This window comes from Azospirillum sp. 11R-A (assembly GCF_049472615.1).
Classification (GTDB): Bacteria; Pseudomonadota; Alphaproteobacteria; order Azospirillales; family Azospirillaceae; genus Azospirillum; species Azospirillum palustre.
In genome coordinates this window covers 438,261-451,313 of the sequence record NZ_JBCEBL010000001.1, presented here as the reverse complement: position 1 = coordinate 451,313, position 13,053 = coordinate 438,261, and the positions used below count along the sequence as shown (strand labels likewise).

Here is a 13,053-nt window from a genome sequence, read left to right as displayed (position 1 = left end):
CACGGTGGGAGAGGGGATTTCGGAAAGCGGGCCCACCCCTTGCGTGACGGTCAGTCGCGCGGGGGGCGGGCTTTTTCGCGTCCGCTCCGAACCGCGCCCCAGACCCCGGCGGCCAGCCCGACCGTCAGCAGGGCGGCGGCAGCGGCGCGCAGGGCGGAGCGTGGCGGCGGCGGCAGACGCTTCCACGGCGCCCAGGCCTCGTTCGGGTCGTCGGGGTCGGCGATGCGCAGGGCGGCGAAAGCCTGTTCGGTCAGGCTGGGATCGCTGGCGGGCAGTTCGGCCAGCCGGCGGCCGGACTGCGGACAGAGCCGGTCGATGGCGGCGACGACGCTGTCGGCCGCTTGGATTTCCGCCTCCAGCCGGGGCTGGTCGATGCCCATATGCTCGGCCAGCAGGCGGTTGCGCACGCCCATGATCGCGGCCTCCGCGCTGGTCCGGTCCGGCCCATCCTCCCGCGGCGCCTCGATGGTCAGGTCGCATTCGCTGTCGTAGCCCATCGAACGGTTGTTCAGGTTGGACGAGCCGATGCGCAGCAGCCGGCCGTCCACCGCCACCACCTTGGAATGGACGATCACCGGCCCGCCGCCCTCCGTCACCGGGGTCAGGGCGCGCAGCCGGCCGTAGCGGTCGGCTGCGCGCAGGCAGCGCAAGGCCACCGAGCGGGGCGTGTCCATCGCCATGCGGTCGAACCAGCTCGGGCTTTCCATCGACACCACCAGCACCACCTCCGGCCCGTCGGGCTCGGCCAGCCGGCGGGCCAGCGCCTCGGCGACGCGGGCGGAGGCGAAATACTGGTTTTCCAGATAGATGATGCGCTCGGCCGCGGCGATGGCGGCGAAGGTCAGCGCCTCGCTCTCGCGGATCGCCGGACGATCTTCGGTCTCCGGCACGGTACGGGAGATGCCGATCCGTGCGTCGGTCAGGATCGGGCTGGTGCAGTCGGGCAGGGGGCAGTCCGGCCAGGGATCCTGCTCGGCCCGGTCGGTGTCGGGTGGCGGGCAGGGCTCCAGCACCTCGCCGGTGGCGCCGCGCCAGCGCTCCCTCGCCAGTTCGGACAGGGCGCGGGCGGCATCGCCGTCGACCATCATCATCACGTCGTGGCGCGGGCCATAGGGCTCGCCGTTCGGGCAGCGACGGCGCGGATCGTCGTCGCGATGCTCCGACGTGTCCCAGCGGTCGAAGGAGAAGTCCATCCCGCCGCAGAAGGCCAGGGCATCGTCGATCACCAGCAGCTTCTGGTGCTGGGCGGCGCCGACCGGCAGTTCCCCGTCGAGCCGGGCGTTCAGCCGGTGGCCGGTGCTGCGGTCCAGCCGCTCCAGCGGCTCATGCGGATGGTCGAGCGCGATGGGAAAGGGCATGTCCCATTTCAGCGCCCGCACATGCAGCCCGGGCCGCGACCGCATCAGCCGGGCGAGGAAACGGCCCAGCGTCTCATGGCTTTCGGGGTCCAGGCGCATGCGCGGGTCGATGTCCCAGCCGACCAGCAGGATCGACCGCTTCGCCTGTTCCATGGCGGCACGGGCGGCAACGAAATAATCGGCGCCGTCGACCAGCACCGCCACCCGCCCGGCGCGTTCGGTCCGCCAGCAGGTCAAACCGGGACGGAGCACTGGGCCGGAGGTTCCGATGGCACCGGAAGGATCGGGGGGCAGCGGGGGCGTTGCAGAATGATGGGGGGCGGAATGTGGGGCGGCGTCCTGGGAGGCGTCGGGCACGGCTGGAACCCTCATTGAAAACGCGTCGGGAGGAGGCTTTGCACGGACCACCCGCCTCGCGGCTTGAACCCTCTGGCGCGCCTGTTGTTCCCGCCTCGCCGGCTGTGCGTCGGTGGCTCGCCGAAGGAACCCGCCGGGCGCGTTCTTGCCCCTCTTTTGCCGGCGTTTTTCCAAAAAAAGCGCATGGACCGACCGAGATCATGCCCCGATTGCCCTGTTCTAAACCCATGAAAGACAACGACGCCCTGGCCGGACGCCGATTGCGGCTCCAAACACGGCGTCCGTCCCGTTCCAAAGACGCCCAAATGCGAGGCGTTGCCACCATGAAGGAGTTCGAGGATGCGTAACCTGATGATCGGTGCTGTTTCGGCAGTTCTCCTGATGGCCGCCCCGGCCATGGCCCAGACCGCTCAGCAAGCCAACCCCGGCGCCGTCAAGGGCAGCGGCGCATACACCACCGCTCCGAGCAGCACCACCAACGTCGGACCGGACGGCATCGTCCACACCCCGCCGGGCGCCACCACCTCGCCGTCGGCCGGCTCCACGACCGGCGGTGCGGGCATGTCGGGTTCGACCGGCACCACCGGCACCATGTCGGGCTCCTCGACCTCGCCGGTGCCGGGTGTGACCACCGCGCCGTCGGGCATGGGCAACAACACCGGCAGCAACGTTCCGCGCGACAACCAGACCGCCACCGGCACCCACTGCCCGCCGGGCACCCCGAACTGCGGCCCGGACAACGGCGGCAGCCAGTAACACCCCTCTTGCGGCAACAGCGCGGGCGCCCCGGAGCCATCCCTCCGGCGGCGCCCGCGTCGTTTCCGGTGCCGCGATCCGTCTGGATCGGATGTGCGAGCCGGCGGCCGCTGCGCCGGCGGAATCAGCCTGTGAAGTTCAGTCTGAATCGAAGATCGGCTTAAAGGCTGCGGGTATCAGCCGGATGCGCGGACCGACCGGTGGGACGGAACCTCCACCAATTCGTCCAGCGGCGCGGTTCCGGCGGCGGTGTCGACCAGACGGCGGAACAGCGCCTGCTGCCGGCTGTCGGCGACCAGATATTCCGGATGCCACTGTACGCCGATCATGAAGGGCTCGTTCGGTGCCTCGATGCCCTGGACGACGCCGGCGCGTTCGCGGGCGACCACGCGCAGACCGTCGCCGACGCGGTCCACCGACTGGTGGTGCAGGGCGTTCACGCGGCATTCGGCGATGCCGAGGATGCGGTAGAGCCTGCTGTCCGGTGCGATCCGGATGCGCTTGCGCGGCAGCACGGTGCGCATGTGCGGCGCTTCGTCGTAGACCTCGTGGATGTCGACGTGGAGCGAGCCGCCGCGGTGGACGTTGATCATCTGGGAGCCGCGGCAGATGCCCAGCACCGGCAGTCCGATCTTGGCGGCGCAGTCCAGCGCCAGCATCTCCAGCCGGTCTCGTTCGGGATCGATGCGGATGTGCGGGCGGGCGGATTCGCCGTAGAGCGAGGCGTCGATGTCGTCGCCGCCGCCGACGACCAGCGCATCCAGCCGGTCGATGGGGAAGGGCGACTCGGCGGTGATACGGACCGACGATGCACCGGCCCGCCACAGGGCAAGCCGGTTGGCCATGGCGGCGATGCGGCTGCCATGGATCGAGGCGGTGATGCCGACCAGCGGCCGGGACCTGCCGACGATGGCTGCCATGGAAAACTCCCTCAGAAAACTCCCTCAGCCGGCCTGACGGGCGGGGTCATCGACCCCATCGACCCCATCGACCCCATCGACGTGCCCGGCCCTGTCTGCCCCAGCGTCCGCCCCGGCGCCGTGAATGCCCGGATTGACGGTCAGCACGGCGTCGATGCGCTCGGCCCAGCCGTCGAGCTGCTGCGCTTCGGCTGCCCGGCGGTACTCGGTGCCGAGGCCGTCCAGCAGGGCGCGGTCGGCGGCCAGCCGCTCCACCGCCACCCAGCGGTTCCAGTCGGCGGCAAGCGACCAGTTGGGGTCGCTCAGCCGCGCGTTCGGCAGCCGGTAATGGAAGGTCGGGCGCGGCCGGATATGCGGGTCCTCCATCGCCGCGGCCAGACGGTCGCGGTCGAGATGGGCGAACAGCGGGAACAGGTCCAGCTCGCGGTTGCGGGTTGGGTTGTCGGCCAGATAATCGTCGATCAACCCGCCCAGGTCGGGACGATAGCCGGGATCGACGACCTTGGCGGCATAGGGCGTCGGGAAGGCGGCGATGAAACCGGACAGACGCCGGGTGACATCGACCCGGATTTCCCGCCGCAGCCAGGGGGCCAGCAGCAGGAAGGCCTTTAAAGTGTCCAGCAGGTAATCGCCGTCGGTCCGCGCCACCTCGGGATTGAAATGCAGGCCGAAGGCGAACAGCGGGCTGGCCTCCGTCCCGGCGGCGCCCAGCGCGCGCAGGCGGGCGACCATCTCCTCCAACTCCGGCATCTGCTCCACCGTCACCGGCGGGGCGGCGATCTCGAAGGGCATCACCAGACTGCCGATGTTGCCCCACAGCGGCCGCAGCAGGTCGAGGATCGCCGCACCCCCCTTGCCCTTGTGGGCGGAGCGCATGTCCAGCTCCACCGTGAAATCGCCGAGCCGCGTCTCCGTCACCAGACATCGGTGCGGGTTTTCGACGGTGACGCTGCCGCCGAACAGCCGGTGCACGCAGGCTGCGGCCGACGGCGCGTCCAGATCGGCGAATTCAAGTTCCACCCCCACGCGGCGCGGCGTGCCCTGGGACGTGGTGCGGAGCGGGGGGAGAAGGAAGGGTGTGGTCATTGCAAGGCTTCAACAGCCCACCCCGCAGCCTGTTCCATCGATGGATCCAAGTCGGAATTCCAGTTGCATGAGAAGTCCTTGAGCACTGCAATGACGCGAATTCAAGCAGGCTGCGGGACATATCCCTTTCGACCGTAACCACTCGATGGTGGTATGTTTTGGTTTTTGATGTAAATGCTCTCCAGTTGGCGGCAAATTGGGAGAGGATAACAGCTCTTCGATCGGGTTCTCCCCTCTGTTCCGGCCCATTCTTTTCTAAATTAACCGGCGCTTAACCATAAGTGCGTTAGCGATAGGCCTGCCGCAGGGTGGCGCATCCATCGTTCCATCCGGTCGGCTTTGCGGAGGAGCCTCGTCTACGCCATGACCCTTCTGGCACGCCTCTTCATCCTGGTCCTGCTCGCGGTCCTGCCGGCGATCGGCATCCAGATCTACAGCGTGCTCGAACAGCGGGCGGAGCGCGAAGGCGAGGTGACGCTCCAGGCCGAACGGCTTCTCCGGCAGGTCGAAAGCGAGCATTTCCGTCTCATCGACAGCGCCCGGCTGATGGTCACCGCCGTGACCGAGGCGCGCTTCCTGCGCCGGGGCGAGATCGACAACTGCCAGAGCTATCTGGAGCGGCTGGCGACCCGTTCCGCCGACTACCGCACCCTGTCGATCACCGATACCGAGGGGCGCATCCTGTGCAGCGCCGATCCGTCGCGCATCGGTGCCTCTCTGAGCGTCCAGCCGCATTTCCGCCGGGCGATGACGCAGGGCCGTTTCGCCGTCGGCGAATGGACGATCACCCATTCCGGCGCCGACGGCGGCGAACTGCCGGTCGCCGCTCCCTATTCGGACAGCAACGGCCGGCGGGCCGGCGTGGTCGCCCTGTCGCTCGACGTGCCGCGGCTGACCGCCCTCTTCGCCTCCCGTCCGATGCCGGACAACACCACCCTGACCGTCGCCGACCGTTCCGGCACCATCCTGGTGAAGCTGCCGGGCACCCAGGGCCGTTCCGGCGAACGGCTGCCGGACAGCTATCTGGGGCTTCTGTCGGAACGGGAAGCCGGCGTGACCATGCTGCCCGGACTGGATGGCGTGTCGCGCATCCTCGCTTTCTCCCCGCCGTCCGCCGGCATCCGCGACCTGTTCATCAGCATCGGCGTCGACCGCGGCGCCGCCATGGGCGCGGTGGACCGCGCCACCCGCGACGGGCTGCTGATGACGCTGTCCGGCTTCCTGGTCGCCGCTGCCGCCGCCTGGATCGGCGGCACCCTGTTCATCCGCCGCCCGGTCGATGCGCTGGTTTCCGCCGCCCGCGACTGGAGCGAGGGCAAGACCGCCACCCGGGTCAAACTGTCCGACCGCTCGTCGGAGATCGGCCAGCTCGGCTACGCCTTCGACATGATGGCCGAACGTCTGGAAGCGCGCGAAGCGGCGCTGCGCCAGTCCGAAAGCCACATCCGTGCCGTGCTGGACGCGCTGCCGGCCTATGTCGGCGTGCTGACGCCGGACGGGGCGGTGGCCCAGGTCAACCGCGCCGCCGCCGATGCCGCCGGGCTGCCGCCCGCCCGCATCGTCGGCCGCCCCTTCGACGAGATCTGCTGGCTGTCCTTCGACGAGGCCGGGCGGGAACGGCTGCGGCAGGCGCTGGCGCTGGGCGCCGGCGGACGGTCCTCCCGCTTCGATGCCGGGCTGCGCGTCGCCACCGGGCGGGACACCGCTCCGCGGGAGATGACGGTGGACGTCAACCTGACCCCGATGGTCGATGCCGACGGGCATGTCACCCACCTGATCGCCACCGGCATCGACATCACCGAACGCAAGCGCACAGAGGAGGCGCTGCGCGTCGCCGAGGAGCGCGTGCGCACCGGCCTGCGCAATTCCGGCGTGGTGGTGCTCAACCAGGACCGCGACCTGCGCTACACCTGGGCGCATTCGGAATGGCTCGGCTTCTCTCCCGACGCGCTGATCGGCCGTACCGACGCCGACCTGTGCAGCCAGCGCGAGGATGCCGACGGCATGATGGCGCTGAAGCGCCGGGTGATGGAGAGCGGCGTCGGCGCGCGCGAAGAGGTGCGCATCCGTTGCAAGGGCGAGGACCGCTTCTTCGACCTGACCATCGACCCGCTGCTCGATCCCTCCGGCCGTGTGGAGGGCGTCACCTGCGCCGCCGTCGAGGTTACCGACCGCAAGAAGGCCGAGGCCGAACTGCGCCGTGCGCGGGAGGAGGCCGATCAGGCCAACGACGGCAAGTCCAAGTTCCTCGCCGCCGCCAGCCACGACCTGCGCCAGCCGGTGCAGTCGCTCTATCTCTTCACCGCGGCGTTGAGCGACCGGTTGCAGGGCCATGCGGCGCTGCCGATCCTCGACAACATCCGCCAGGGGCTGGACACGCTGAAGAGCCTGCTGGACGGTCTCCTGGACATGTCGCGGCTGGAATCCGGCAAGATCGTCGCCACGCCGGTCGAGGTGCGGCTGAACCAGATGCTCGGCCGGCTGGTCGCCGAATACGGCCCGCGCGCCGCCCAGAAGGGGTTGGAACTGCGCGCCGTGCCGACCCGCGCCTGGGTCCGCACCGATCCGGCCCATCTGGAGCGCATCCTGCGCAACCTCGTGGAAAACGCGTTGCGCTACACCACCAGGGGCAAGGTGCTGCTGGGCTGCCGCCGGACGCCGTCCGGCATGCGGGTGGAGGTGTGGGACACCGGCGCCGGCATCCCCGCCGACCGGCTGGAGGACATCTTCGAGGAGTTCACCCAGCTGGGCGAACGCAGCGAACGCGGCCTCGGCCTGGGGCTGGCCATCGTCAAGCGGCTGTCGCGGCTGCTCGGCCATCCGGTGACGGTGCGCTCGTGGGAGGGCAAGGGGTCGGTCTTCGCGGTCGAGCTGCCGCGGGTGATCCTGGGCAACCCGCGTCCGGCCAGCGGCACTGCCGCTGCCGCCGCGACGCTCGCGCGGCGGTCCGTGGCCAACGATGCCGCGGCCGCCAACGACCGCGGACAGGCGATCAGCGCCATCGCCAACGCCTTCGGCGGCGGGCGGAGCGCAGGCGGGACGACCAAAACGATTGCCGCGCCGGCTGCGGTTGCAACCGGCGCCGGGGCCGGGGCCGCCAAGGGCATGGTCCTGGTGATCGACGACGAGGCGATCATCCTGCTCGGCCTCAAGGCGATCCTGGAAGGCTGGGGCTATGACGTGCTGACCGCCAAGTCGGGCGATCAGGCGTTGGAGCGGTTGCGCGCCGACGGCCGCTGCCCGCAGATCGTGCTGGCCGACTACCAGCTCCAGCAGGGCCGCACCGGTCCGGAGGCGGTGTGTGCCGTCCAGACCATGCTGGGCCAGTCGGTTCCCGGCATCATCCTGACCGGCGACACCAGCTCCGAACGCCAGGAGGAGGCAGAGCGCCGCGGCTTCCGCATCCTGCACAAGCCGGTCTTCCCCAACGACCTCCGCCGCATGATGGCGAGCGCCGGGGCGGCGTGAGGCGCCGGCTTCGGTTGCGCCGGCAGGAAAAAGGGCCGCTCCCCACCGGGAAGCGGCCCTTGTCCCATCCGAACTCCGGCAGCCTTACTTCGCCAGATTGCGCAGCACGAAGTTCAGCACGCCGCCGTTCCGGTAATATTCCACCTCGTCCAGCGTATCGATGCGCAGCAGCAGCGGGTGGGTCTCCACCGTGCCGTCGGCGCGGGTCAGGGTCAGGGTGACGTCCTTGCGCGGGCGCAGGTCCTGTTCGATCCCGGCGATGTCGAAGCGTTCCGACCCGTCCAGCTTCAGGTCGTTGCGGGTCAGGCCGTCCTTGAACTGCAAGGGCAGGATGCCCATCCCGACGAGGTTGGAGCGGTGGATGCGCTCGAAACTCTCGGCGATCACCGCGCGGATGCCCAGCAGCCGGGTGCCCTTCGCCGCCCAGTCGCGGCTCGATCCCGTGCCGTATTCCTTGCCGGCGACCACCACCAGCGGCACGCCTTCGTCGGCGTAGCGCATGGCGGCGGTGTAGATCGGCAGCCGTTCGCCCGACGGGTAATGCCTGGTCTCGCCGCCTTCGACGCCGGGGATCAGCTCGTTGCGGATGCGGATGTTGGCGAAGGTGCCGCGCATCATGACTTCATGGTTGCCGCGGCGGGCGCCGTAGCTGTTGAAGTCCTGCGGACGGACCTGATAGCTCAGCAGATACTCGCCCGCCGGGCTGGTCTTCTTGATCGAGCCGGCGGGGGAGATGTGGTCGGTGGTGATGGAATCGCCCAGCACCGCCAGCGCCCGCGCGCCGCGCACGTCCGACACCGGGTCCGGCGTTTTGGTCAGGCCGGTGAAGAAGGGCGGCAGCTTCACATAGGTGGAGCCGTCCTGCCACTGGTAGGTCTGGCCCTCCGCCGTGGCGATGGCCTGCCATTGTTCCGGACCCTTGAACACGTCGGAATAGCGGCTGCGGAACATCTCGGCGGTCAGCGAGGCGTCGATGGCGTCCTGCACCTCGCGGTTGCTCGGCCAGATGTCCTTCAGATAGACCGGCTGGCCGTCGGTTCCGGTGCCCAGCGGATCGGTGGTCAGGTCGATGTTCAGGTTGCCGGCCAGCGCATAGGCGACGCAGAGCGGCGGCGAGGCGAGGTAGTTGGCGCGGGTGTGCGGGTTGACGCGGCCCTCGAAGTTGCGGTTGCCCGACAGCACCGCACCGACCACGAGGTTGCCTTCCTCCACTGCCGCGGCGATGGCGTCGGGCAGGGGGCCGGAATTGCCGATGCAGGTGGTGCAGCCATAGCCGACGATGTTGAAGCCGATGCGGTCGAGATAGGGTTGCAACCCGGCTTTGGCGAGATAGTCGGTGACCACCTGGGAGCCCGGCGCCAGGGAGGTCTTGACCCACGGCTTCTGCGTCAGCCCTTTTTCGACCGCTTTCTTGGCCAGCAGGCCGGCGGCGACCAGCACCGCCGGGTTGGAGGTGTTGGTGCACGACGTGATGGCGGCGATGACGACGGCACCCTGTTCCAGGCTGTAGTCGGCGCCCTTCACCGCAACCGCCTTCTTCGGATCGTCGGCCTTGTAGGCCTCGGTCATGTCCTTGGCGAAGCCCTGCGCCACCGCCGACAGCGGCACGCGGTCCTGCGGGCGCTTCGGACCGGCCAGCGACGGCTCCACCGTGCCCATGTCCAGTTCGAGCACGTCGGTGAAGACCGGGTCGGGGCTGTTCGGCTCGCGCCACATGCCCTGCGCCTTGGCATAGGCCTCGACCAGCGCCACGCGGTCGGGATCGCGGCCGGTGAAGGTCAGGTAGCGGATGGTCTCGGCGTCGATGGGGAAGATGCCGCAGGTGGCGCCATATTCCGGCGCCATGTTGCCGATGGTGGCGCGGTCGGGCAGCGTCATGCTGTCCAGGCCCGGCCCGAAGAACTCGACGAACTTGCCGACCACGCCCTTCCTGCGCAGCATCTGGGTGACGGTCAGCACCAGGTCGGTGGCGGTCATGCCCTCCTTCAGCCGGCCGGTCAGCTTGAAGCCGACGACCTCCGGGATCAGCATGGAGATCGGCTGGCCCAGCATCGCGGCCTCCGCCTCGATGCCGCCGACGCCCCAGCCCAGCACGGACAGGCCGTTGACCATGGTGGTGTGGCTGTCGGTGCCGACCAGCGTGTCGGGATAGGCCACCGGCTTGCCCGACGGGTCGCCGTCGGTCCACACGACCTGGGCCAGATATTCGGTGTTGACCTGATGGCAGATGCCGGTGCCCGGCGGCACCACGCGGAAATTGTCGAAGGCCTTCTGGCCCCAGCGCAGGAATTCGTAGCGTTCCAGGTTGCGCTCGAACTCCAGATCGACGTTCTTCTGGAAGGCATCGTTGCCGCCGAAGTAATCGACCATCACCGAATGGTCGATGACCAGATCGACCGGCACCAGCGGGTTGATCTTCGTCGGATCGCCGCCCAGCGACGCCATTGCCTCGCGCATCGCCGCCAGATCGCAGACCGCCGGCACGCCGGTGAAGTCCTGCATCAGCACGCGCGCCGGGCGATAGGCGATTTCACGGTCGGACCGCTTGTCGACCAGCCATTGGGCCACCGCCTTCACGTCGTCGACTGAGACGGTGCGCCCATCCTCGAACCGCAGCAGGTTTTCCAGCAGCACCTTCATCGAGAACGGCAGCCGCGACAGATCGCCGAGACCCGCCTCCTCGGCGGCCTTCAGGCTGAAATAGTCGTAGCTCTTGCCGCCCGCGCTGAGCGAGCGGCGGGTCTTGAGCGAATCCTGACCGGTGAAGGTGGTCACGGGAAGCCTCCTTAATTCTTGAATTGGGGCCTTTGGGTCGGGCATGCGCCTTGATCGGCGCTTGGGAGAGCGCTTCGGTTACGGTCCAGGTGATGACGGTCCGCAAGACGATCGGTCAAATGACTTGAGGATCATCCAAAAGACTGAGGCAGCCATGCCGGCGCCCGCACGTCATCCAGCCAAGATGTAGGGCGGGGTCCCGGCAGATCAAACGCATGGCTCCAAGAAAGCACGGGCATGGGCACGGTCATGAGCATGATTGTAAGGGGGCCATCCGGTCGCAGCCCGTTCGACTGGCCACGGCATGGCTCGTCTATCATCCTATGACCGCGACGCGGTTTCTTTCTTTACTCATATGAACATTGGGTGCGCCAAGTCAGGCGGCCATGTCAGGCGGGCTTCATCGCCACGTAGCGGACGAAGCGCAACCCGCTGCCCAGCACCCGCAGCCTTGCCCACCACAGTGCCAGTTCGCGCTTCAGCGCGGTCAGCACCGGTGCCGGCGGCGCGGCGGCAGCCAATGTGTCGGCCAGCTTGCGCACGCGGTCGATGATGTGGCGGCGGTGCAGCTGGGTCAGATCCTCCGAAATGCGGAGGTCGAGGTTGCGCTGGGTCAGTTCGTCGGCCATGCGGGTTGCGGTCCAGGGATAGACCTCCATCGGCTCCTCCTCCCGCCAGCCGTTCCAGCTGTCCCACGAGCCGGGGGTCCCGTCGATCACATAGTCGTACAGGGCGATGCCGCCCTTGGGCTTCACGCAGTCGCCGAGCCGGTCGAGGAACAGGTCCTTGTCGCGCACGCGGTGGAGGATGCGGTCGGCCATCACGAGGTCGAAGCTGCCGGCCTGGTTGAAATGCTCCGGGTCGTAATGGGCGATGGGTGCCTTCTTCGACAGGCCCAGCGCCTTCGACCGGTCCATCGCCAGCTTCGCCAGCAGCGGCGACGATTCCAGCCCGGTCACCCAGGTGTCGCAGCTCTGCACCAGCGCGCGGGCGGTGCCGCCCAGGCCGGCCGACAGGTCCAGCACGCTCTTGGCCGGGTTCAGCCCGAAGGACCGGACGGAATCGACCATCCACGCCGCTTCCTCCGGCCCGGTCATGTCCTGGCCCCACAGAAGCTGCGCCCCCTCGCTGCGCGCCGGCGACCAGACCGGCTCGCCGTGACGGTCGAGTTGCATCAACGCTAGCCGGTCCAGTTCCGGGTTGCCGGTGGGCGGTGTCGGCAGCGCGCTTGCGCCCGACGGCGCCGGAGGTGTGGCGCTGCCCACCGCATCGACCGGGCCGGGCTGCCGGCGGCCCGCCAGAGCGCGTGGGTCGGCCCGGTTCGAAATGCGGGGCAGGCGGGACAGGTCATAGCCTTCCCACCACGCAGCCAAACGGATGCGCCAGTCGGGGTTACGCCACCTCTCCAAATCCTGCGGACTGATCTGCGGCACCACGCATCTGCCCTTTCCAGGTCAAGCGGCGGATCACCAATCTACCACTTTTGGGTATAGTCACGACATTCGGCACCGTGATTTAGAAGTAGGTTGGCCTGATTTGTCTGTCAAGAAACCATTATTTAACGATTTCGACTTCGTTTTCGCCAATTGTCGAAAAATTTTACCGGTTTTTGTCTGTCCACCCGCCCTGTGCGGCCATTGCGGCAGCCGGGGCGCCTCCCTATACTCCCGTCGCAACCGACGAAGGGGGCTTCGCGTGCCGATCGAAACCGGTGAGTCCACCGGCAATCCCTGGACCGTGCTGACCAGCACGACGAAATATGAGAATGCCTGGATGGAGGTGGTCGAACACAAGGTTCTGACCCCGAAGGGCTCTCCCGGCATCTACGGCGTCGTCCATCCCCGCAGTCTTGCCACCGGCGTGGTGCCGGTCCATGCCGACGGCACGGTGACCCTGGTTGGCCAGTACCGCTTTCCCTTGAAGCAATACAGCTGGGAAATCCCCGAGGGCGGCGGGCGCAAGGGCGTCGAGCCGCAGGAATCCGCCGCGCGCGAGCTGCGCGAGGAAACCGGCCTGACGGCGCGGCGCTGGATGCCGCTGATGACGCTGCACCTGTCCAACTGCATCACCGACGAGGTGGCCCACACCTTCGTCGCCTGGGATATGGAGCAGGGCGAGTCCGCCCCCGACGAGACCGAGGTGCTGGCCGTGCGCCGCGTGCCCTTCGCCGAGGTGATCGACATGGTGCTGGCCGGCGCCATCACCGACGCCATGGCGGTGGCCAGCCTGCTGAAGCTGCGGGTGCTGGCGGCGGAAGACGCGCTGCCCGAGGATCTCGCCGGCATTCTCCGCCTCTGACCTGCCGGCGATTTGAACCGCCAACAAATCGGACC

General features: G+C 68.5%; 8 protein-coding genes. 3 read left to right on the top strand and 5 right to left on the bottom strand.

Annotation, left to right across the window (positions count from 1 at the left end; all coding sequences use genetic code 11):
* Window positions 1-50: 50 nt before the first annotated feature.
* Window positions 51-1,610 (bottom strand): phospholipase D-like domain-containing protein, encoded by a 1,560-nt coding sequence (locus VH569_RS02175; RefSeq protein ID WP_423313662.1) that lies wholly within the window; start codon window positions 1,608-1,610, stop codon window positions 51-53.
* A gap of 444 nt (window positions 1,611-2,054) precedes the next feature.
* On the opposite strand from VH569_RS02175, the gene VH569_RS02170 reads away from it, so the two are divergent.
* Entirely contained in the window at window positions 2,055-2,471 is a 417-nt protein-coding gene (locus VH569_RS02170; protein WP_109047992.1) for a hypothetical protein, read from the top strand.
* A gap of 176 nt (window positions 2,472-2,647) precedes the next feature.
* On the opposite strand, the gene VH569_RS02165 is transcribed toward VH569_RS02170, so the two are convergent.
* The gene (locus VH569_RS02165; RefSeq protein WP_423313660.1) at window positions 2,648-3,391 is read right to left on the bottom strand and encodes a gamma-glutamyl-gamma-aminobutyrate hydrolase family protein; all 744 of its coding nucleotides are present in this window, start codon (window positions 3,389-3,391) and stop codon (window positions 2,648-2,650) included.
* Between the two features lie 24 nt (window positions 3,392-3,415).
* Window positions 3,416-4,477, bottom strand: a complete 1,062-nt coding sequence (locus VH569_RS02160; protein ID WP_423313658.1) for an amidoligase family protein — start codon at window positions 4,475-4,477, stop codon at window positions 3,416-3,418.
* A 363-nt stretch (window positions 4,478-4,840) separates the two neighbouring features.
* Here VH569_RS02160 and VH569_RS02155 point away from each other — a divergent pair, with 363 nt between their 5' ends.
* A complete protein-coding gene (locus VH569_RS02155; RefSeq protein WP_423313656.1) occupies window positions 4,841-7,945 on the top strand; it encodes a PAS domain-containing protein in 3,105 nt (1,034 codons plus the stop codon).
* 84 nt (window positions 7,946-8,029) lie between these two features.
* Here VH569_RS02155 and acnA read toward each other — a convergent pair whose 3' ends face one another.
* A complete protein-coding gene (gene acnA / locus VH569_RS02150) occupies window positions 8,030-10,720 on the bottom strand; it encodes an aconitate hydratase AcnA (protein ID WP_423313654.1) in 2,691 nt (896 codons plus the stop codon).
* 389 nt (window positions 10,721-11,109) lie between these two features.
* Complete coding sequence (locus tag VH569_RS02145; protein ID WP_423313652.1) at window positions 11,110-12,153, bottom strand: SAM-dependent methyltransferase; 1,044 nt, start codon at window positions 12,151-12,153, stop codon at window positions 11,110-11,112.
* Window positions 12,154-12,415: 262 nt separating this feature from the next.
* Here VH569_RS02145 and VH569_RS02140 point away from each other — a divergent pair, with 262 nt between their 5' ends.
* Window positions 12,416-13,018 (top strand): NUDIX domain-containing protein, encoded by a 603-nt coding sequence (locus tag VH569_RS02140; RefSeq protein ID WP_423313650.1) that lies wholly within the window; start codon window positions 12,416-12,418, stop codon window positions 13,016-13,018.
* The last annotated feature ends 35 nt before the right edge of the window (window positions 13,019-13,053 follow it).

What these genes read in the sequence shown, in the direction of transcription:
- VH569_RS02170 (WP_109047992.1), top strand. Translation starts at nt 2,055, where the DNA reads ATGCGTAACCTGATGATCGGTGCTGTTTCGGCAGTTCTCCTGATGGCC.
- VH569_RS02165 (WP_423313660.1), bottom strand. Translation starts at nt 3,391, where the DNA reads ATGGCAGCCATCGTCGGCAGGTCCCGGCCGCTGGTCGGCATCACCGCC.
- VH569_RS02160 (WP_423313658.1), bottom strand. Translation starts at nt 4,477, where the DNA reads ATGACCACACCCTTCCTTCTCCCCCCGCTCCGCACCACGTCCCAGGGC.
- VH569_RS02155 (WP_423313656.1), top strand. Translation starts at nt 4,841, where the DNA reads ATGACCCTTCTGGCACGCCTCTTCATCCTGGTCCTGCTCGCGGTCCTG.